The 22,171-nt window shown below is 30.9% G+C and carries 24 protein-coding genes; all 24 read right to left on the reverse strand.

Features of this window, described 5'->3' with window-relative positions:
* Positions 1-4 precede the first annotated feature (4 nt).
* On the reverse strand, positions 5-463 hold the full coding sequence (locus PTZ02_RS09935) for a flagellar basal body-associated FliL family protein (protein ID WP_274227629.1): 459 nt from the start codon (positions 461-463) through the stop codon (positions 5-7).
* A 6-nt stretch (positions 464-469) separates the two neighbouring features.
* Positions 470-1,204 carry an OmpA/MotB family protein gene (locus PTZ02_RS09940; RefSeq protein ID WP_274227630.1) on the reverse strand — a complete coding sequence of 245 codons (735 nt, stop codon included), beginning with the start codon at positions 1,202-1,204 and terminating at the stop codon, positions 470-472.
* On the reverse strand, positions 1,197-2,009 hold the full coding sequence (locus tag PTZ02_RS09945; RefSeq protein ID WP_274227631.1) for a motility protein A: 813 nt from the start codon (positions 2,007-2,009) through the stop codon (positions 1,197-1,199). Before PTZ02_RS09945 ends, PTZ02_RS09940 begins: the two co-directional genes overlap by 8 nt.
* Positions 2,010-2,022: 13 nt before the next feature.
* A complete protein-coding gene (locus PTZ02_RS09950) occupies positions 2,023-2,214 on the reverse strand; it encodes a flagellar FlbD family protein (RefSeq protein WP_202768316.1) in 192 nt (63 codons plus the stop codon).
* A 59-nt stretch (positions 2,215-2,273) separates the two neighbouring features.
* A complete protein-coding gene (locus tag PTZ02_RS09955; protein ID WP_274227632.1) occupies positions 2,274-4,907 on the reverse strand; it encodes a flagellar hook-basal body complex protein in 2,634 nt (877 codons plus the stop codon).
* A 75-nt stretch (positions 4,908-4,982) separates the two neighbouring features.
* A complete protein-coding gene (locus PTZ02_RS09960; protein WP_274227633.1) occupies positions 4,983-5,384 on the reverse strand; it encodes a TIGR02530 family flagellar biosynthesis protein in 402 nt (133 codons plus the stop codon).
* 9 nt (positions 5,385-5,393) lie between these two features.
* Positions 5,394-6,098: a flagellar hook capping FlgD N-terminal domain-containing protein gene (locus tag PTZ02_RS09965; RefSeq protein ID WP_274227634.1), complete on the reverse strand. Its 705-nt coding sequence runs from the start codon at positions 6,096-6,098 to the stop codon at positions 5,394-5,396.
* 10 nt (positions 6,099-6,108) lie between these two features.
* A complete protein-coding gene (locus PTZ02_RS09970; protein ID WP_274227635.1) occupies positions 6,109-7,659 on the reverse strand; it encodes a flagellar hook-length control protein FliK in 1,551 nt (516 codons plus the stop codon).
* A 6-nt stretch (positions 7,660-7,665) separates the two neighbouring features.
* The gene (gene fliJ, locus PTZ02_RS09975; RefSeq protein WP_274227636.1) at positions 7,666-8,106 is read right to left on the reverse strand and encodes a flagellar export protein FliJ; all 441 of its coding nucleotides are present in this window, start codon (positions 8,104-8,106) and stop codon (positions 7,666-7,668) included.
* Positions 8,107-8,118: 12 nt separating this feature from the next.
* Positions 8,119-9,423, reverse strand: a complete 1,305-nt coding sequence (gene fliI / locus PTZ02_RS09980) for a flagellar protein export ATPase FliI (protein WP_202768310.1) — start codon at positions 9,421-9,423, stop codon at positions 8,119-8,121.
* A 10-nt stretch (positions 9,424-9,433) separates the two neighbouring features.
* On the reverse strand, positions 9,434-10,216 hold the full coding sequence (locus PTZ02_RS09985) for a FliH/SctL family protein (RefSeq protein WP_274227637.1): 783 nt from the start codon (positions 10,214-10,216) through the stop codon (positions 9,434-9,436).
* Positions 10,200-11,213: a flagellar motor switch protein FliG gene (gene fliG / locus PTZ02_RS09990; RefSeq protein ID WP_202768308.1), complete on the reverse strand. Its 1,014-nt coding sequence runs from the start codon at positions 11,211-11,213 to the stop codon at positions 10,200-10,202. Before fliG ends, PTZ02_RS09985 begins: the two co-directional genes overlap by 17 nt.
* A gap of 1 nt (position 11,214) precedes the next feature.
* Entirely contained in the window at positions 11,215-12,786 is a 1,572-nt protein-coding gene (gene fliF, locus PTZ02_RS09995; protein WP_274227638.1) for a flagellar basal-body MS-ring/collar protein FliF, read from the reverse strand.
* A gap of 18 nt (positions 12,787-12,804) precedes the next feature.
* Positions 12,805-13,104, reverse strand: a complete 300-nt coding sequence (gene fliE, locus PTZ02_RS10000; protein ID WP_274227639.1) for a flagellar hook-basal body complex protein FliE — start codon at positions 13,102-13,104, stop codon at positions 12,805-12,807.
* Between the two features lie 13 nt (positions 13,105-13,117).
* Positions 13,118-13,522 carry a flagellar basal body rod protein FlgC gene (flgC, locus tag PTZ02_RS10005; protein ID WP_274227640.1) on the reverse strand — a complete coding sequence of 135 codons (405 nt, stop codon included), beginning with the start codon at positions 13,520-13,522 and terminating at the stop codon, positions 13,118-13,120.
* 2 nt (positions 13,523-13,524) lie between these two features.
* Positions 13,525-13,944 (reverse strand): flagellar basal body rod protein FlgB, encoded by a 420-nt coding sequence (gene flgB, locus PTZ02_RS10010; protein ID WP_274227641.1) that lies wholly within the window; start codon positions 13,942-13,944, stop codon positions 13,525-13,527.
* A gap of 741 nt (positions 13,945-14,685) precedes the next feature.
* Positions 14,686-15,546 (reverse strand): flagellin, encoded by an 861-nt coding sequence (locus PTZ02_RS10015; protein ID WP_274227642.1) that lies wholly within the window; start codon positions 15,544-15,546, stop codon positions 14,686-14,688.
* Between the two features lie 55 nt (positions 15,547-15,601).
* Positions 15,602-16,363 (reverse strand): acylneuraminate cytidylyltransferase family protein, encoded by a 762-nt coding sequence (locus PTZ02_RS10020; protein WP_274227643.1) that lies wholly within the window; start codon positions 16,361-16,363, stop codon positions 15,602-15,604.
* Positions 16,335-17,285, reverse strand: coding sequence for a Gfo/Idh/MocA family oxidoreductase (locus tag PTZ02_RS10025; protein WP_274227644.1), 951 nt, complete (start codon positions 17,283-17,285; stop codon positions 16,335-16,337). Before PTZ02_RS10025 ends, PTZ02_RS10020 begins: the two co-directional genes overlap by 29 nt.
* Positions 17,286-17,287: 2 nt before the next feature.
* Positions 17,288-18,271 carry a Gfo/Idh/MocA family protein gene (locus PTZ02_RS10030; protein ID WP_274227645.1) on the reverse strand — a complete coding sequence of 328 codons (984 nt, stop codon included), beginning with the start codon at positions 18,269-18,271 and terminating at the stop codon, positions 17,288-17,290.
* A 50-nt stretch (positions 18,272-18,321) separates the two neighbouring features.
* On the reverse strand, positions 18,322-19,497 hold the full coding sequence (gene neuC, locus PTZ02_RS10035) for a UDP-N-acetylglucosamine 2-epimerase (protein WP_274227646.1): 1,176 nt from the start codon (positions 19,495-19,497) through the stop codon (positions 18,322-18,324).
* Positions 19,497-20,495: an N-acetylneuraminate synthase gene (gene neuB / locus PTZ02_RS10040; RefSeq protein ID WP_274227647.1), complete on the reverse strand. Its 999-nt coding sequence runs from the start codon at positions 20,493-20,495 to the stop codon at positions 19,497-19,499. The genes neuC and neuB overlap by 1 nt, the downstream gene beginning before the upstream one ends.
* Positions 20,488-21,132, reverse strand: coding sequence for an acetyltransferase (locus tag PTZ02_RS10045; RefSeq protein WP_337992987.1), 645 nt, complete (start codon positions 21,130-21,132; stop codon positions 20,488-20,490). Before PTZ02_RS10045 ends, neuB begins: the two co-directional genes overlap by 8 nt.
* Positions 21,132-22,169 carry a nucleotidyltransferase family protein gene (locus PTZ02_RS10050; RefSeq protein WP_274227648.1) on the reverse strand — a complete coding sequence of 346 codons (1,038 nt, stop codon included), beginning with the start codon at positions 22,167-22,169 and terminating at the stop codon, positions 21,132-21,134. The genes PTZ02_RS10045 and PTZ02_RS10050 overlap by 1 nt, the downstream gene beginning before the upstream one ends.
* Positions 22,170-22,171: the final 2 nt, after the last annotated feature.

Here is a 22,171-nt window from a genome sequence, read left to right on the forward strand (position 1 = left end):
CCTTTTATTGAACTACAAAATCATCAAAGACAACTTCAATAATTTGTCCCTTAGTTAACTCTGCATTTATTGGTTTTAATAATTCCTTTTGAATTGCTACTTTATTAGATAATGCTTCATCTGCAGTTTTGGAATTAAAGATGTTAATTATTCTGTCTTTAATTATTGGTGTCTTAGTTGTAATTTCTTCTGCTAATTTTGTATTGCTAACGTCATATACTAGAGTTACTTTAACTTTAACATATCTTTTGTCTTTAAGATTAATTAATTGACCTTCTTTACTTAGTTCAAAGGAAGTTGTCTCAATAGTTTTTTCAGCTGCGGATCCATGGGATTTCATGTAAAAATAAACTCCCCCAAATGTTCCAGCTCCTGCCACTGCAATAATTAAAATAACTAATATTAAAAATTTGCCTTTTCCCTCTTTTTTCTCTTTTTTCGCTTTCTTCTCTTTCTCTGCCATAATCCCTTACTCTCCTTTATTAGTTGCAACTATCAAAATATTTACCCTTCTATTTTTAGCTCTGTTTTCTGGTGTTGAGTTATCTACTAAAGGTCTAAATTCGCCATATCCTGATGCTTGAAACCTTGATGGTTCAAGTTTTTTCACTTCAGTAAAATATCTAACAATATTAACAGCTCTTATAGAAGACAATTCCCAATTTGATGAAAACTTATAATTATTAATTGGTACATTATCTGTATGTCCTTCAATAATAATCTCATTATTGATTGATGATAAAAGTGTACTCAATTTGTCTAAAACATTCTTACTATCCGGAATTAAATCGGCCTTCTCAGATTCAAAAAATATTGTATCCTTAAGCTCTATAATAATTCCTCTCTTATCACTTTTTACCTCTGTTACACTCCCAAGGTTGTTCTGTTTAATTAAATCATTTACCTTGTTAAGCATTTGTTTATTTGTATTTACAGATGATGTATCTTCTTCTGTAGTAACTTTAGATGTGCTCCCTTTGTCACTTTCTGGAGTGCCTTGATTAGTTGATAAAATAGTAGTTCCTCCGCCATTCACAATATCTTTAAATGCTTCTGAAACTCCTTTTAATTTATTTTCACTTACTGATGAAAATGAAAATAAAAGTATAAAAAATATTAGTATTATCATTATTGTGTGTGAAAAGGTTCCTAACCATTCATCACCACTCAACTGTCCACTTCTATTTTTTCTTTTTCTAACCATTTAGACTCTCTCCTTCTATAGAAGAACTCCATCTTAAATATTCTAATCTGTCTTTTGGTGATAAATAAGTACTTAATTTTTCTTCAATTATTCTAGGATTAACTCCTTCTTGGATTGAAAGAATCCCTTCAAGAATCATTCCTCTAAAGGAAGCTTCTTTTGAACTTTTAACTAAAAGATTTTGTGAAATTGGATTACAGAATAAGTATGCAATTATTGCGCCATAAAATGTTGAAACTAATGCTTTTGCCATCCCAGAAGCAATTGAGCTTAATTCATTTAGTCCTGCTAACATCTGAATTAACCCAATAAGAGTACCTATCATTCCGAAAGCTGGTGCGTAACTTCCCCAAGCTTTAAAAATTGCAGCTCCCTTTTCTTGTCTGTTCTCCAATTCATCAATTTCAAGTTCTAATATTTCTTTGATGGCATCAGCTTCAAACCCATCTACTACCATTTGAAGACCTTTCTTCATAAAGTCATCCTCTAGAATAGCTATGTCGTTTTCTAACGATAATAATCCTTCTTTTCTAGCTTTTTTAGAGAAATGAGAAAACTGTATAATAATATCTACTCCTGTAAATTTCATTTCTTTTAGTGATTGGCCAAATAATTTTCCTATGTCTTTTATTTCTACTAACGAGTAATTTACGAATAATGCTGCAATTGACCCACCTACAGTTATAAATAAAGCTGGTATATTCAAAAATATCAGTAAACTATTTCCTCCTATGGCCATCCCTAAGATAAGTACAATTGCACCTAGGATAAGCCCAATGAAAGTTAGGTTATCTGATTTTTTCATCAATTAGCGCCTCCTAGATCTTTATGTTGAATATCTTATTCTTATATTTTATTACTTCATCAACTAATTCTTCTGTAGATTGCAACACTATGTACTTTCTTCCATTGGTTAATGTTATTAAAGTTTCAGGAACTTCTTCTACTTTTTCAATATGATCAGCATTAAGAAGAAAATCTTTTCCATTCATACCAGTTAACTTTATCATAATTCCTCCAATTTATATTAGTGAGCTTCTCAAAGAGAAGCTCCCTAATAGTCTAATTTTTATCTTTTTAGGTTAATTATATCTTGTAGAACTTCATCACCAGTAGTAATCATCTTTCCACTAGCTTGGAATGCTCTATTTGTAACAATCATGTTAGTAAATTGTTCTGCTAAGTCAACATTTGACATTTCAAGCATCCCTTGTACAGTATCTCCAAAACCTTGTGAGTTATCCTCACCCTTTGTTTCCAATCCACTCTTTATTGTTGCTTCTCCAGAGTTTGCTGATTGTGCATATAGGTTCTTACCTAATTTACTTAAACCTTCTGGGTTTTTAAATCCGGCAATTGCTAATTGACCAAGTGCTGAAACAGAACCATCTTCAAGTACTGCTTTAATTACGCCAGTTTTATCTATTGTATAAGACTTAACTTTTAAAGTTTCATTAGTTCCTGGAACCTTAACACTTTCTGGAATTCTTAAAGTTTTAAGCTTTTCATCATATGCTTTAAGATCTTTTGTTCCATCAACATATTCTATTGTTCCATCTGTATCAATACTTTGTACTGGAGTACCTCCACTTGTTCTCTGAGTTTCTCCTTGTACTAATCCTGGCACTCCTGAAACAGTAATTCCTTGAGAAATACTCTTTCCTGCTAGTGCCTTTTTAACAGCATTTTGTATTGTTGCTACGTCAGTTGCTCCAACTGTTTGGAAATCACCATTAATTGTGATTGTCTTAGCTTTTTCATCAACATCAGCACTTGTTTTAGTTCCTGCAGTTACAGTTCCCATTCTAACTGTGTATCCATTTAAAGAACCTCCTGGAACTGGTGCGAATGTCATACCATCCAAGGTTACAGTTCCTGGTGCTTTTAAATCAGATCCACCATCAATTATATCTGATTGATATGAAAGTGATGTTAAGTTTCCTGTTACAGAAGCTAAATTAGGTGCAACTGGTGCTGGTGTAAGTTTTGAATTTAATTGATTTGCAAGATCAGTAGCTGTTACAGTCCCTTGTAAGAAAGGTCCATCAACTGTTATTGTGTTTGTTACTGTATCAACTGTAACATTAGTTACAGTGGCATTTAAATCACCTGCTTTAATAGTATATCCATTAAAAGTTGAACCTTTTGGTAAAGTTACTTTTAAGCCAAGGAAATCTACAGTTGTAGGTGCTGTAAATTCTTTACCTGCATTGTCAACTGTTACAGTAGTTGTTGAATTTGCTGCGCCTGTAAAGCTTCCTCCTACAGTAGTAGTTAATACAGTTGGATCTATTCCACTTTGTTTCAACTTATTATTTAAATCAGTTTGAAGTTGTGCTGCACTATATGGAGTTCCTGAATTTACACCAGCTCCAGCTAAGTCTCCAACTATAGTAATAGTGTTTTGACTTCTATCAACTGTTACACTTGGAGCTTTTGTTTTATCATCAGCAACTGTTATTTTAAATCCATTTAAAGCTGAACTTTTTCCTGTAAAAGTAATGCCATATCCTGCTGCTGTTACTGCAGTAGGAGCACTTCCATTATTACCTGCACTATCAAAGGTATCTTTAAGTTGTGATAATCCACTTGTTACTGAACCAGTATAATCAGTAGAAAGCTTATTGAAACCACCAACTGAATCAAGTTTAGTATTTACTGCGTTTATAATATCTAATGCAGTTACTGTTCCATTTGAAAAGTCTCCATTAATTGTAATTACTTTTCCAGTAATATCTGCTGTTGTAGATGGATCTGATACATTTCCTAATTTAAGAGAATATCCATTTAGCTTAGATCCTGGTTCAAATTTAAAGTTAACACCTAAGAAATTAAGTGAACTTGGAGCTGAATCATCTGATCCACCAAGAATTTGGTCACTACCTAAGTTAGCGTATCTTGGTATATTTCCTTTTACATTAATTCTTTGTGATATACCTGCTGCTGATATACCTTTATTAAGAGCTGATTCCACTTGATCTGCATTTAATGTTGAATTTGTAGAAAAATCTCCACTTAAAATTATTTTTTTACCTACTTTGTCTACTGTAGCTGAAGTTACAGTTCCTGGTCCAACTTCACCTAATGCTATGCTGTAACCATTAAGTTGTGAGCCTGGTCCAAAGGAGAAATTAAGATCTCCAATTGATTCTTCCGCTGGTGATAATCCAGATGCATCTACTCCATTATCATCGTTTGTTAGAGAGTAACCCATTACTCTATATCCATCAGCTGTAAGAAGATTACCTTCTTCATCAAGTACAAATGCCCCATCTCTTGAGTACATAAGTTGTGAACCTGATGTTGCAAGTGATTGCTCAGTTATATTGTGTGCACCAGCTCTTTGGCTTACTTGTAAAGTCTTATCTCCAAATACTGTAGGTCCGCTACTAACCATGAAGAATCCATCACCGTCTATAGCAACATCTAAAGCTCTTCCTGTAGGTTGCATCATACCATTAGTCATAATAGTATCTATACTTGCAAGTTGAACACCTAACCCTACTTGTTGAGCATTAACTCCACCTTGGTTATTGTTTGGTGACATTGAAGATTTAACTGTTTGATATAAAGTGTCTTGGAATGTAGCTCTTGAAGCTTTGAAAGCTGTTGTTCCAACGTTTGATATATTATTACCTATAACATCTAATTTAGTTTGGTTAGCTTTCATACCAGCTATACCTGAATACATTGATCTTAACATTTTTTGACCTCCATAAATTCATTTTTTTCCCGCTTCTGTCATTCCGCAGGCTTAGGCTTCCTAATAAGGTCCAGCCTATAATATTACTACACTATCGATATTGGTAAACACATTTTCCTGTGCTCTTGTTTTATCAACTGCTGTTATTATGGTATTGTTTTGAACTGAAGCGATTATAGCTACGTCTTTATATAACATTAAGGTATTTTTTGAACCTTTTTCTCTAGCTTTTCCTAACCCCTTCTCAAGTTCCTTATAGTCTGTTTGTGTGAAATTAATTTCACTTAACCTCTCAGCTGCATGATTTGAGAGAGTAAAACCTTCCTTGTTTCCTAAAGTACTATTCTTAATTTCATTTTTAAGTATTTCTTTAAAACTACTATTTGTACTACTTGTCTCACTGCTTCTTGTAATTTCCTTAGGCTCCGGAAAATTTCCTATAGGATAAGCGTGTCCATTTATTATTCTGTAACTCATCTTATTTTACTACGCTGTAGTTCCAGATTGAGATTGTTTATCTACCTTTGTTATTTTATCAACGCCAACTGTAATTATTTCGCCAGTAGTATCATTCTTCATTCTAATATTTACAACACCATTATCTTTAGTAACACCCAATACTACCCCTGTAATATAGTTTCCAGAACTATCTTTATCACTTAATTGAACCTTTTTATCAATAAAACTTGTAGCCATTAGTAAGCTCATATTCCCATTTAAGCTAGACAATGCTGGTAGTGAATAATCTGGAACTTCTAAAACTGTCACAACGTCTGACATATCATAGTCTTTATATACATTTTGTCCATTTTGATTTATTTGAATGGATAATGTTGTTTTTCCATTTTGATTTGTAACTGCTTGTACTACTCCTGTTATCGGATTTCCTTTATCATCTAATTCTTTAAGGGTTACACCTTTACCGGTTAAAGAGTTTGAAGCAAAGTTTGACATTGTAGTGTTTAAGTTAGCCATTTGTTCCATTGAAGTAAACTGAGCCATTTGTGAAATATATTGTGTTGAATCTTGGTTTTGAGTTGGATCTTGATTCGAAAGCTCAGCTGATAATATCTTAAGAAATGAATTTTTATCCATATCACTTCCTGGTTTTACTATAGCAGTTCCTCTATCTGTCGCTCTTGATCCGGTGTAGCTATTAGCCACAGTTGCTGAACTAAGTGGATTACTCATATATACCTCCTTATGCTAATTTATTTAAATTATTATATAGTAGAGTCTCTTCAGTCTCCTCAGTTATTTCTGCTATCTCAGGAGTTTCAGTTTTGCTTGATGAATTACTTCTTCCATCATTTCCTTTTTCTGTTCCAAAGTTTTCTTGTCCTGAACTAAAAGCTGTATAGTTATCATTTAAAGAAACATTCACGTCATCAATTTTAATGTTCTGAGTATTAAGAGTATTCTTTATCTCTTGAACTTTAGAATTTAATAAATCATATGCTTCTTTATTTGATGCATTTATGGTAGCCTTCATCTGTTCTCCTTGCGCCACTAGTTTAATAGTAATTTCACCTAAATCTTTAGGGTTCATCTTAACTGTAAGCTCTTTTAAACTTGAAGTTTCCATAAACTTAATTGTCTTTATCACATCTTGAGTAATATTAGCCTTAGAGATACTTTGTGCTTCATTAACTACATTATCTACAGGAACTTGTACTCTATTAAGATTTAATTGCGCTGCTTTATCAAAATTGTCGTTTCCTTTTCCCTTTAGAATACTTTGTAAAAAGTCATCTTCTTTAGAACTTTCAGAATTACTCTCTTCTTTGCTTCCATCTGTATTAGAAGAAACATCTACAGTTTTTGTTATCCTTGAAGCATCCGTATTAGTTTTATCAACATTTGCTAAGCTATTTTCATTACCTTTTTGTGAAGAGTTATTATTTTTTATCTTCGTTTCATCAGCAGATTTAGCAGTACCATCTTCTACTTTTGAATCAGTTATGTAACCTTGATTACTTACATTAGAAGTGTTCATATCTTTTGTTACATCACCTATAGCCTTTGGTATTTCTTTTACTACGTCTTGTAACTTAGATAAGATGTCCTTAAACTGTTCTCCTCCATCCATATCAGTAAGCAACTTAACTATTTCTGCACTAATATTTCCAGTTTCACCATTTTGAACAGGATTTAATTTTAACTCCTGGATAATATCATTAACTTTCGTAAATAAAGCTTTGTTTTGAATATCAGCTAAAGATAAATCTTGTGAGTTTTGAAGGCTCTGTCCCCCCAATAAATTCATTGTATTTGTTAATTGACCATTTACTCCTTGAGTTTCAGAAATACCATTTTTCTGATCCTTTAGGTTTTGAAGTGCTAATATTAATGAATTTATAACAGAAAGTAAATCCTCTATGCTCTTGTTATCACCTTTGTTATCTTTTTGCATCTTAGCTAATTCATCTTTAAGATCTTCAAGCTTTTTAACTACTTCTTCTAATTTTTCTTTAGAAGTATTTGTGTCTCTGTCCCCATCTTTTGCATCAACTTTTTCATTGTCATCAGTGGACTTAACATTCTTTACTTCTTCTCTAGAATCATCTGCTTTAACATTTCTATTGTTATCAACAGAGTCAGTTTGTCTTAAGTCAGCCTTTTTGGCATCTTCCTTTAACTTCACTGAGTTATCAAAATAGTCTTTAAAGTTTTGCTGTCTATCATTTTTATAACTAACTTTACTTTCAGATAAATTAATGTCTGTACTAAAATTGATTTTACCTATATTCACTTATTCTCACCCCCTTTCAGTGTTTCTTATGTATGCATATAATGCAAATTCATCATTATTAACTCTCTCAATTCTGTCCTGCTCTTTAGTAAATGCTTCATATTTCTTTTCCTTTAACCTTTCAACTGTCTTTCTCTCTATTGTACGTTGTTTTAAATTATCACGCCTTATTTCAAGTTCTCGGTCTTTAATTTCAAGCTCTCTTTCCTTTTCCGCAATTCCCTGATTAAGAGCTGTCATATAATTTCTTTTTATTTTCTGATACACAATACTTTCACCTGGTTTAATACCTCTGTATCTATCATAGTCATTCCTCATATCATCAAGTTTTTCTTCTATGACCATTTTTTCTCTTTGTGTATCTTTGAAAAGTCTTACTGACTCCTCTTCATTTTTCACTCTCATATCTAAAAGCTTATCTAATTTAAATGTAAACCTTTCACCCATTTTTCCCTCCTATTAGAACAATGACGTTAATGTTCTAATACTTTCATCAAAACTTGACTCTTCTTTAATTCCTTGTTTTAAGAAGTTTTCAATATAAGGATTATACTGAATAGCTAAATCAATTTTTTTGTTGCTGCCTTTTACATATGCACCAATATTAATAAGATCTTCTGACTCTTTATATGTTGCAAGTAAATCTCTAGCCTGGGAAGCTGCATTTTTATGTACATCTTCTGCTATTGAAGGCATAAGTCTTGAGACGGAATTTAATATATCTATTGCTGGATAATGATTTTTATGGGCTAATGCTCTCGATAAAACAATATGTCCATCTAGAATACCTCTCACTGTATCTGCGATTGGTTCATTAAAATCATCACCATCAACAAGTACTGTATAAAATGCTGTTATTGATCCTTTATCTGATGTTCCCGATCTTTCCAGCAATTTTGGAAGTTTTGCAAAAACTGATGGGGTATATCCTTTAGTTGCTGGTGGTTCTCCAATGGCTAGTCCAACTTCTCTTTGAGCCATTGCAAATCTCGTAACTGAGTCCATCATTAATATAACTTTTTTACCTTTATCTCTAAAGTATTCTGCTATAGCTGAAGCTGTTAATGCACCTTTAAGCCTAATTAAAGCTGGTTTATCTGAAGTAGCACATATAACAACAGATTTTTTCATTCCTTCTTCTCCTAAGTCAGTTTGAATAAAATCCAAAACTTCTCTACCTCTTTCACCTATAAGCGCGATAACATTAATATCCGCCTTAGCTTCTCTTGCTATCATACCAAGTGTTGTACTTTTTCCAACTCCACTACCTGCAAAAATTCCTATTCTTTGTCCTTCACCACATGTTAGGAAACCATCAATTGCTCTTACTCCAGTAGGTAAAGCATCTGTTATCCTTTTTCTCTTCATAGGATCAGGTGGGTCATTTTCAAGAGGATATTCCTCCCCAAATTTAATTTCTTCACCCTCTAATGGATATCCAAGTCCATCTAAAACCTTACCTAGAAGTTCATCACTACACTTTACACTTAATGGTTTTCTTTCCGGAACAACTCTACATCCAGGCGATATACCAGACAACTCACCAAGTGGCATTAGAATAACAGAATCATCCCTAAAACCAACTACTTCACATTTAATAGGATCATTTTTTTCGTTATAAATTGTACACAATTCACCTACAAATGCTTTGATTCCTTCTGTTTCCACAGTAAGTCCAATTACTTTTTTTACTCTTCCTTCTATGTAACTTGGAGATAATTCTCTTATCTTCTTATTAAGAAGCGGAAAATCTAATGAAAGCATTTATCTTCACCTACCCTATTAAAGCTTCTTCTACTTTCTTTAATCCTATATCTAATCCTACTATACATTTACCATTGTCTTTTTGAATTTCTGCATTTCCTGGTGCCATATTTTCATCTAAAATCACATGGATTTCTTCTATAGTATAGATACTTTTCCAACCTTGAATATGTGCTTTAATGCTTTCCCCATGCTCCGGATTACACTTAATTACAAATATTCTACTTTCCTTTGAATATTGAATATATTCTTCAACTAAGGAATCTAATCCTGATTCCTTCTCTAATTCTCTCTTTAAAACACTTTTAGCAATGTTTATTGATAACTTAATTATGTCTTCTTTTTTTTCTTGGAGATAGTCAGTAAAGATTTTTTTAGAACTTATTAGAATATCTGAGGCTTGATTTAAAATGTCAGTAGCTTCTGCCTTTGCAATTTCTATATTTTTCTCATACGCTTCCTCATATCCTTTTTTACTACCATCTTCATACCCATTTTGCATTCCTTGCTCATAAGCCCTTTCATAAGCTTCCTTTTCTAGGACTTTTATCTCTTGTAATGCATTTTCAATTATCTTGTCTCTTTCAGCTTTTGCATTATTAAGTATTTCCTGAGCAATTTTTTTATGACTCTCTAAGATACTATCTATCTTTTCTTGTACAATCCTATTATTTTCATCATCATTTCCAATGAATTCAGCCTTATGAACTACTGGTGAATACTCAGTTTTTACAAACTTTTCTTCACCAACTTGTAAATTTTCTCTTTTTATTACACTATAAGATGATTGCATCTTCTCCACCTCTTGAAATGATTATTTCACCAGCTTCATCTAATCTTCTAATTACAGACACAATCTTCTGTTGAGCTTTTTCAACATCCATAAGTCTTACAGGTCCTAAGAATTCCATATCTTCCTTTAAAGAAGCCGCTGCCCTCTTAGATTGGTTTCTAAATATAGCATTTGCAACATCCTCGGAACATCCCTTAAGAGCAAGAGCAAGATCTTTACCTTCAACTTCTCTAAGTATTCTCTGAATCGATACATCATCAAGAGTAATAATATCTTCGAATACAAACATTGAACTCTTAATTTTATCTGCCAATTCAGCATCTTCTCTTTCGAGACTTTCTGTAATATTCTTTTCTGTAGTTCTATCAACTTGATTTAATATATCAACAAGAGTTTGAACTCCGCCTAAGCTTGTCATTTCAGTTCTTATCATTGAAGATAACTTACCTTCTAAGACTTTTTCTATTTCTTTTATTACCATAGGAGATGTATTACTCATGGTTGCAATTCTAAATGCAACTTCAGACTGAACTTCTTCTGGTAATTCCGCCATAACTTGAGCACCTTTATCCGGCTGTAAATAGCAGAGAATTAGTGCTATAGTTTGCGGATGCTCATTTGATATTACATTTAAAAGTTGATGAGCATCTGCTTTTCTAGCAATAGAAAATGGTCTATATTGTGCAGTAGCATCTGAAACTTTTTCAAGAATTTCTTCCGCTCTTGTTGTTCCTAATGCTTTAGAAAGAAGTTGTCTTGCGTAGTCCATACCACCTTCAAGTATATAGTCCCTAGCTTTATTCATTTCCATAAATTCATTAAGAATTTCTTGTCTTTGATCTGAAGTTACTGAAGTAATATTTGCAATTTCATATGTTATTTTTTGTATTTCACTTTCAGGTAATTTCTTAATAATAGGTGACGAAGCCTCTGGTCCAAGAGTAATAAAAAGTATTGCTGCTTTTTGAATTCCATTTAACTTTGATTCTTTTGCCATTTTATCCTCTCTCACTTTCTGTTAACCATGACTTAACAACATCTACAACTTGATCTGGTTTATCTTTTGCATACTTTCTAACTTCATTTTGAATATGAGTATTTTCATCATTAGGTTCAAAATCTAACGGTGCAAAAGATATTGGTTCTTTATGAGGAATAGCTTCTTCCCCTACTACTATATCAAGTAAATGTCCTTGTTCTTCTACTTTGTTCTTTCTTCTCTTTCTTAAGAAGAATATTAATCCACCTATAAGAACTAGTGCTACGCCAACTATAACCGCAATCATTTTAATTAATTTCATTCTATTTTGGCTATCAATTTCTTTTTGCATTGCATCTAATTCTGCTTGAGCTTGATCCTTAGCTGCTGGGTCAAAATTCATTCCAAGAACAGATATTTGATCTCCTCTTGCTTTATCTAGACCTATTGCGTTTCCTATTGAGTCACTTAATTGTTGTTGAGTTTGTGCGTCTAATTTCCCGTCTATCATAACGGACGCAGTTAATCTCTTAACTTCACCTGGAGCACTAATCACCTTATTTACTGTTTTACCAACTTCATAATTTGTTGTTTGACTGTCTTTAGTTGATGTGGTGCTTCCATTTGTGTTTGAAATTGTATTGCTCATATTATTATCAACTGGACTTGAAGAACTTGTTCCACCGTTATTTGTATTTGTTTCTTTTGAAGTTTGTTGACTTACTATAACTTTATTTGGATCAATTATTGTTTGGTCTTTTGTCTTTGAATCAAAATCTAAATCTGCACTTACTTTTGCAGTCACTTTTCCTTTTCCGATAACTGGTTCATATAAATCAACGATAGCTTTTTCTAATTTTGCTTCATACTCTTTTTCTAAATTACCTTGTTTTTCTACAGATGCTGAACTCGCTGTATCTTGTCCATCTACAAATAAATCTTTTGATAAAAGATTCATTTTATCATCTATAACTTCAATATTTTCTTTTGGAATGTTTTCAGTACTTCCTGATACTAATGCAACTATACTTCGTACCTGATCAGTATCAAGTTTTGTACCTGGATTTAATTTTATGTACACCGCTGCTTTTCCTGGCGTCTTGTCCTTAACGAAAACTGAATCTTCTGCTGGACTAATATGTACTCTAGCTGCTGCAATTTGTGGAAAACCTTTTATAGTTTTTTCTAATTCTCCTTGTAGCATTCTAACCTTTTCTACTTTAAACTCCTCATCTGTCATACCAAATGAGCTAGCATTGTCCATTATTTCATAACCTTTGCTACCAGTTGATATTTGAGAAGCTAATTGTAATCTTAGTTCATCTACTTGTGCCTTTGGAACTAAGATGGATTGACCTGAAACCTTGTAATCTACTTTACCATCCTTTAACTTAGTTGTAACAGTGGACGCATCCTCAGATTCTAGATTGGAGAATAATACGCCATACTTATTTTTGCTTGAATAATAACTAAATGTTATTACCCCAACCAAAATTGCTACAACAGCAATAACCAGAGAAATCTTAACCCCTTTTGGAAAGGAGCTTATCTTATCTCGCAGCTTTTTAATTACGTCTTTAATTCTACCCATTTACTGCACTCCTTACCATTATATCTGCATTCTATTTAACTCTTGTATTGCATCCACTATCTTATTTCTAACTTGTACTGCTAAATCTAATGACATTTTAGCTTCTTCTTGAGATAACATTACGTCCTCAATATTTACATCCTCACCTTTGACCATTGCATCAGTCATATTGTTAGCATTAACTTGCTTATCATTAACTTCTTGAAGTTTATCCTTTAGTACCTTTAAAAAGTCATCACCAGTTGTACTAGTTTTAGTATTAGTGGGTTCAGTACTTTTAAATATATCCGTATTTGGTATAAAACTATTTATCTTCATTTATAATATCCCCCTATTTACCAATTTCTAAGGCTTTCATAAACATAGTTTTGTTAGCGTTTAACGTATCTACGTTTGCTTCATACGATCTTGAAGCTGAAATCATATCTGCCATTTCATTTAATATATTCACGTTTGGCATCGTAACATATCCATCTGCATCCGCGTCAGGATTAGTTGGGTCATATTCTTTCCTTAATGGTGATTTGTCATCAACAATCCCAACTGCCTTAACTCCATTAAGTTGTTTTTTATCATCTAATGCCTCTTGAAAAACAGCTATTTTTCTTACATAAGGCTTCCCATTTTCGCCTCTAGAAGTATTAACATTGGCAATATTTGAAGATATTGTATCCATTCTTAATCTCTCAGCTGAAAGGCCTGATGCACTTATTCTTAATGAATTAAACATACTCATTGCTATCTACCTCCACTAGTAATTACATACTTTGTATTATTCAATTTATTACTTGCAGATGTTACTAGTGCATTGTACATCATGGTATTCGCTGCTTGATTTGCCTTTTCAATATCAAGATCAACATTATTCCCATCAACTCTCATACTAGTAGATTCATCTTTCACTACATCTGGGCCTTCCCCTGAATTTTCTCCAGGAATATGCTTAGAATTTGTGGTTTTAAGTCCAATATCATTTAACGATTGTTGGAACTTGTCCTCAAAATTAACATAACTTCTTTTAAACCCTTTTGTATTAATATTCGCTATATTATTAGAAATTACTTTTCCTCTAAGTGAAGCTGCTTTTAATCCATCTTTTAACAAATTATACGAATAATCGCTAGAAACATTTAAGTTATTTTCCATAATTCCTTCCATACCCCCAATAAATTTTTCATTTTTTCAAAATTTATTTATTTCTATTTAATATTCTATAATACATTTACTATTTAATTATAAATAAAACCTAAACAAAATTCCATGTAAATATTTGTAAATACGTAGTTTTTTTTGTAATTTTTTTGTTATTTTTTTTATTTCATATTAGTTTAGCAACTTTTAATACTTCCGATACAACATTTTATTACATTTTTTCTGAATTTTCTGACACCTAGAGCTGAAATGACAAATATTGAGTATGAAGTGTAATTTACGAATATTCTGTCTTTTCAACTTAATATGATATGTTTCTAAGTAGTTCATTCTAAAACTACAAATTATTGCATTTTTCTCTTCCGCTCTACATACTTGACCTTTAATAATAATTTATCTTTTGTTTAATTTATTTATATAATAGTAGATAAAAATAACCCCCAGTTAATAAAATAGTTTTAAGTTTAAAAAACTACTTCAGTGGAGGTCTGTGTCGTATCTTCATGATAATAATAAACCACCTTGAATAAAAAAAATACTGGGAGTTCGAGGCAGTATTCCTGTGAAATCCAATTATTAATACGTATTTATGTGCTTTTGCGTGATTTATACGTAAAAATGTACATATAAATTCCAAGTTCACCATCATATATGCAAACTTGACAACTTAAACACAGTCTTATTCTTTTTTCCATTAAACAAATAAAGAGATTAATAACTTTAAGTTATTAATCTCTTTTAAACAAACTATTTTATTCTTTCCAAAATCTTTAAAACATCCTGAGGCATATTGTTACTTTGTGCCATTAGCGATAACGATGAATTAATTAATAAGCCTTCTTTTGAATATTCCATCATTTCATTTGCTACATCCGCATCTCTAAGATTCGAATCTGCTTTTTCAGCTGAGTCTGTAATTGTATTTAGTGACTCACCTAATGATTCAAATTTATTTTCAATTGCTCCATATTTGCTTCTAATTGAATTCACCCTTGAAATAGCTGAATCAACTATACTAATATTCTTATAATTTGGATTTGTACTTGTTACATCTATATCATCAACATAAAATGATCCTTCAATTCCAATTACCTTTGTATTTACATTAAAGGTTGGTATCTTTGCTGTTTCACCAACATTGGCTCCAACTACAGTCTTAATATAATTCGGATATCCATTATGATCTACACTTACGTCACCTATTAATTTATTGCCATTAAATTCAGTATCTTTAGCAACGGAATTAATATGAGCTTTTAACTGATCTATTTCTTTTTGTATTGCAATCTTATCATCATCATTCACAGTATCAGTAACACCTTGAACCATAAGTTCTTTTATTCTCGTAAGTGACTCTGATACATTTCCAAGAGCTCCATCAAATGTTTGCATCATCGATACGCCATCTTGCAGATTTTTTTGTGCCATGGAGATTCCCCTGATTTGCATTCTTAAACTTTCAGATTTCCCTAACACATTTGGATTATCTCTAGCTGAATTCACCTTATATCCAGTTGATATATTATTAATCTCTTTTGATTGCGCACTTAAATGCTTCGTGTAATTCTCATATATGTTAATAGACATCATATTTCTGTTTAATCTCATATCATCACTCCAATACACTTAGTTATCAAGTTTATCGAGTGATTTACATAAAACTTTAGAAGAATAAGTATTTTTTTATTAGTGTTCTCAATTCTTTAAACTCATTCTCATAAACTGAACTTGCTATTAAAGACATTAATTTAAAATCTTCTTCTGAATCTATATCAAGTACTCCACAATCCTTCATCAAGAATATTCCACACTCTCCTTCAAGTGGACTATTTTTAATCTTCTTTGCCAAACTATTTCTGTCATAACAATAAATTGATGCATTCATATCATAAACAGCAGGTGCTTGTTGTCTTGTAACGTAATTTGCTTCTTTTACCTTTTTTACTTTTCCATTTATAACTTCAACCATATTGAAATATGGATTCCTTCTAGAATGAGTTACAGAGAAAACTACATCTAAGTGCTTATTTTTAACCATTTCATTAATAGAATTCTGCAAATCCTCTACTGTTCTAATAGGCGAAGTAATATCTAAATCTAGTACATAGTCATATTTAACTTGTTTATTATTTTCTATCATATCGACAGTATGTTTAATTACATGAATTTTAGGAGTATCATCCTTACCTAATTCATTAGGTCTTTCTACTATATTTATATTTTTAAATTTTCCAGCTAATTCTATAAGTTCTTTACTATCGCTATTTACTGCTATATCGATATCAGTGTGATTACAGCTTTCTTTAAACTTATTTGCAATTGCCATTGTATAATATACTAAAGGATAACCTAAAAATTCTCTTATATTTTTATTTTTAACACCCTTTGAACCTGCTCTACCACAAATTGTTATTAAAATCTTCATTTTCTTCTGACTCCTTAATCAATCTCAACACTTTTAGTCCTTTATATATGTTATTTTCATTACCCATTCCGTTACATACTATATCGAAAAAATACTTTATCTCCTCTTCATAAATATAGTTATTATCATAATCATATTTTTGCATTGTATTATCTATAGAATTATATACTGTTTTATTTATAAAATCACCTTTAATCATTCCACTTTCAGTGATTACTTCTACTTCTCTTCTCCACTTTTTTCCGAAATAATCCAAATGTAATTCAATAAATATATTATTGGTTCTAGCAATATAAATTGAAATATCTTCACAATTAACTTCTAAGTTAGAAATCTTATCTTGGAAATTATGTATTTTTTCAGGATAACCCACTAAATCACATATATAATCCCATTCATGTATGCAGTCGATTGATACACCTCCGCCTCTATTTTTGTGTGCACTATAGATATCTCTATAATCACAATCTTTTCGCCACTCTGGAAGGTATGTTGAGCATATTGATCTAACACTATGAATCTTTTCTGATTTAAGTAGCTCCTTTATCTTCATATAAACTTGAGTATAACGCAATGGAGCTGCGACATATATCTTATCCATATTATCTTTATTAATAAATGAAATATCATATTTATAATCATCAAATACTGGTTTCTCTAAAAATATATTTTCCCCTATATTTATAACCTTCCTTAAAGTATCATAATGTAGATTAGTAGGGTTAGTTATAAAAATACAATCATAAAAATCATCTATATCTTCATAGGAAAAGAATACTTTATCAATTCCTTCATCATATACTTTCTTAGATGATTTTATGCAATGAATTTCATGATGAATTCCTCTTTCATCTAGTAAACTTTTTGTATTCATTAAATGTCTTTTCCCTATTGAACCTAATCCTATAAATAAAATTTTCATTTCTATACACCTTCAATTTTATTGATTAACTTTATAATATCGTAGTCTTCTTCAAAACTATATGTTGTTTTAGGAACTTCACCGGTAATATACTTAATGAATTCCTCAATTTCACTTTCATAAGCATTTTCAATAATGTTTGATGCATATCCTGCTTCTCTCTTTATAGAGCTATATGTATCCACATGCTCCATATTTTTTTTCATATTATTAAATGATTGAAGTGATTCTGGTGTTCCGTTCCATTCAATATAAAGTTCTTCATTATATATTTCTAAATTTCTTACTGCTTTTCTACAAGCTACATCAACATTTAATGTTCCTATGTTACCATTCTCATGTTCCAATAGAACTGAATAGTTATCATAATAGCCTATATCTAGATTTGTAATGTTATTTTTATAAACATTTATATTTACTACTTTACCAAAAGTCTTTATAATCCACGGTAATTCAATTGCAAAAATTTCTCTACAACCATTTGTCCTTTTGTCACCTACAAAGAAGTTCTTATAACTTTCCCACGGATGCCAATCTGGAAGATATTGCCCTATATGATATCTATAAGAAACTTTTTCATTTTGATTTTTCACCTGATTACCTATGTATTTAATTTCATTTCTATATAAAAATGTTGAAGAAAGTAATAACTTTAAGTTGTTCTTTTTTGCTTTCTCAATTATTACTTCATAATTATCAGATACTAAGTTTATCTCAGTAAAGACATGCAAGTTATTTTCAAGACATTCTAAAATTATTGAAGAATGTGTAATAGGAGATGTGCAAACTATAGCTGCATTAGGTTTTTCTATGTTTATCGCTTCATTTAGACTATGATAACACTTCAAATCTAAATTATTATGAACATCATCGCATCTTTCTTTGCTTAAATCTACACCAATTATCTCTACCTGGGGATGATTCTTTTTTAGTATTCTAATTCGTCTTTTTCCCATAGAACCAAGTCCAATAACTAAAAACTTCATTTTGTATCTCCTAACCTATTCAATTAATTAATCATATTAACATAAATCTTCTATTTTGAAGCTCTATTAACATCTAAATCAAAAAACTTCTTCATATTTTCTATTTTATTATTTAATACATAGTTCTTTATAATGGATAATATCTTATCTGTTGTATTACCATTATAATATGGATTTATAATTTTATTATTTTCACTTTTAAATTCTAGTGAATTATTTATAGTATTTACTATATCCTCATATTCTACATTACAGTCAAATACACTTTCTGCTGCAATTCTTCCCTTTTGTCTATTTCCTATATTAACCGTTGGAACATTAAATGAAGGTGCTTCTAATATTCCACTAGATGAGTTACCAATAACCAAAGTACAATATTTCATAGCACTTAAATATCTTAACTGCCCCATGGAAGTAAATTGAACACATCTCTGTTTATTTTTAGCTACATATTCATCTATCATTTCATTTATAATTCTTCCATCAGTATCTGCATTGGCCTTAGTAAATACAACTTTATATTCCTTAAACATATCTAATGCCTTTAACAAATTGTGAAATTGTTCTTCTGAACTTCTTTCTTCTAAAGTTGTTGGATGATATGTAACAAGAAAATATTTATCTTGTATGTCAAAACTAATATGTTCTATCAATTCTTCTCTTTTCAATAAATCTAATGAGAAAATACTGTCAAGTCCAATTGCTCCAACATTATAAACCCTTTCAGGTTCCTCACCCATTTGAATTATCCTATTTCTATATTCATTAGTTGAAGAGAAATGAATATAGCTCATTTTAGTTATTGCATGTCTTATTGAATCATCATATGCACCTTCAGTTATCTCTCCACCATGTATATGTGCAATTGGAATTCTTGCGATCATTGCTGAAGTAGCAATTGCTAATGCTTCATACCTATCTCCAAGAATAATAATTAAGTCTGGTTTTAGTCTTTCAAGTGCATCAGCATATCCTATAAGACCTACCCCCATTGATTTAATAATTCCTACTGAAGAATCTGAGCTTAAAATCATCTCAATTTTTTCATTTATTTCAAATCCATCATTCTTTATTTCATTAATTGTCATCCCAAATTCTGGGGAGAGATGTGATCCAGATACAATTAACTGCAAAGTTAACTCATCATCTTCTTTAATTTTTCTTATTAATGGTTTTAATAATCCATATTCAGCTCTTGTTCCAGTAAATACACATATTTTTTTCATTATAACTCAATCATCTCATCTTCTTCATAATTTTTCTTTGCTACTTTTCCAATAACTTCATTCCACATTGTTGGAGAGATACCACTTCCTGGCCTCTTTATGGTTAGATTTTCTTCTGTAAGAATTTCACCTTTATTTATTTTCTTTGATGTTACAATACTTTTCCTTGCGATTTCTTTATTTTTAATTTCTGATTCAGAAGGTACCTTAATTCCATTTCCCAATGCTAATTCAATATTTCTAATAGCATTAACCATAGCCTTTAATTCTTCTGGTTCTAAACTTGCTTTATGGTCTGGTCCTTCCATTGTTTTATCTAAAGTAAAATGTTTTTCTATAACTGTAGCACCCATAGCAACTGCTGCAATTGGTATTTCAATTCCTAAGGTATGGTCTGAATATCCAACATTAACCTTAAATGCTTCTTTTATTGTATTCATAGCATTTAAATTAACATCTTTCATTGGAGTGGGATATTCTGTATTACAATGTAAAATTGTAATATCCTTCGAACCATTTTCTTTTAAGATTGCAAGTGCAAATTCTATATCTGATAAAGTTGCCATGCCTGTGGATAGTATTATTCTTTTATTTGTTCGTCCTACTCTCTTTAGGTAAGGAACATTTTGTATTTCTCCTGAAGGAATTTTTAATATATTAATCCCCATCTTTTCAAGGTAATCTATGCTTTCCATATCAAAAGGAGACGAAAGAAACATGATTCCTTTCTCATTGCAATAATCTATTAATTCCAAGTGGTCGTCATAACTTAACTCTAACTTCTTAAGCATATCATACTGAGATTCATTATTATTAGTTGTATTTCTTTGATATTCTGCTTTAGATGCATATTTAGTCACTAGATTTTCAGCTTTAAAGCTTTGAAACTTAACTGCATCAACTCCAGCCTCAACTGCAACATCTATAAGTTTTTTAGCTAATTTGATATTGCCATTATGATTAACTCCAGCTTCTGCAATAATAAATACCTTATTCATTTGAATTCCTCTCTCTTGCAGGATTTCCGAATATTTTAATTTCAGAAGTAATATCCTTAACGATAACACTTCCTGCTCCTATTAAAACATTCTCTCCTATTGTTTTATATTGAATTATTGTCGAATTTGCTCCTATATGAGTATTGTTACCTATTTTTACTCCACCACATACAATACTTCCTGGCGCTAAATGTACAAAGTCACCAATATCACAATCATGTTCTATAACTGATGCCGTATTAATAATACAACAATTTCCTATTTTAGTATCAGCGTTGACAACCACTTTTTTTCCTATATAATTTCCTTGTCCCAAAACCATAAATCTAGATGTAATTGCACTTTTGTCAATAATATTAGGTACTTTAAATCCTATTTTCTTAATCTTCTCAAAAATTTTTATCCTTACTTCTGGATTTCCAATGCTACCTATTGTAACAAATGCATACTCATACCCACCATTATAATAATTTAATAAATCATCATCATCACCTAAATATTTAACATTTAATATATTATGTCCCATCTTACTCTTATGATCTATTATTCCAATTTCATGATATTCATCTAATTCCAGCAGAGTGTCAAGAACACTTTTACAATGTCCTCCTCCCCCAATTAGCAATATTTTTTTCATTATTCTTCACCTAATCTTTTTATCATCTCATCCATTTCTTCTATTTGTCCCATATCCATCCATGAATTTTCACTTACTGGATATACCCCAACTTTATTACCATCATTTTTGCATATTTCAATTACAGTTGGTAAGTCTATACAAGTATCATCTGGAATATATTTAAACACTTCTGGTTCTAATATGTAAATACCTGTATTAATCAAGTAGCTTAATTCTGGCTTTTCCACCGTATTATCTAGAGTTCCATCCTTACCTAATTGCATTACACCATATGGTATTATAATATGTTTTAGTGATGCAACAACGGTTATCATAAATTTATGTTCTTTATGAAACTTCAGTATTTTATCATAATTTTCATCTAATATGATGTCACAATTTGAAACAAAGAAAGTTTTATCTAAAGTATTCTTTAGTAGATATAAACTTCCTCCTGTACCTAATGGTCTATCTTCATCTACATAGTTGACCTTATAATTTCTTTCTAAATCATTAAAATATGTCTTTATCATATTTTTCTTATAATTTAGAGTGAGATAAAAATCATCACAGCCAAAAAAATTAAACTTATTAATTATTCTTTCTATTATTGGGGTCTCACCAATGGGAATCAAAGGTTTAGGTAGTATCTTTGTATATGGATATAATCTAGTCCCTTTACCCCCTGCCATAATAACTACTGGAATATTAATCTTACTGTTATATACTTTGTCATCATCAAAAATTATTTCCAATACATTTTTATCTTGGTCTATTATAGGTAACGCTTCAATATTTAGCTTTTTAAGCATTTCCTTAGCTTTATACATTTTATCATTTAAAATATATTTTGGCTTTTTATTCATTGCTTTTTCTACATTATCTTCTACGCTTTTATCCTTAAGAATCCATCTTCTTATATCACCATCTGTAAGTGTACCTAAAAGCTTATTATCTTCAACCACAAAAACAAGCCCTTTTGCATTTTTATCAATTTGCTTCATAGCATTCTTGATTGTGGAACCTTTTTCAACTAAAAATTCTTGTAAAACCATTA

Origin of the sequence: Clostridium sp. 'White wine YQ', assembly GCF_028728205.1 — a bacterium.
In the GTDB taxonomy this organism is placed as follows: Bacteria; Bacillota; Clostridia; order Clostridiales; family Clostridiaceae; genus Clostridium_T.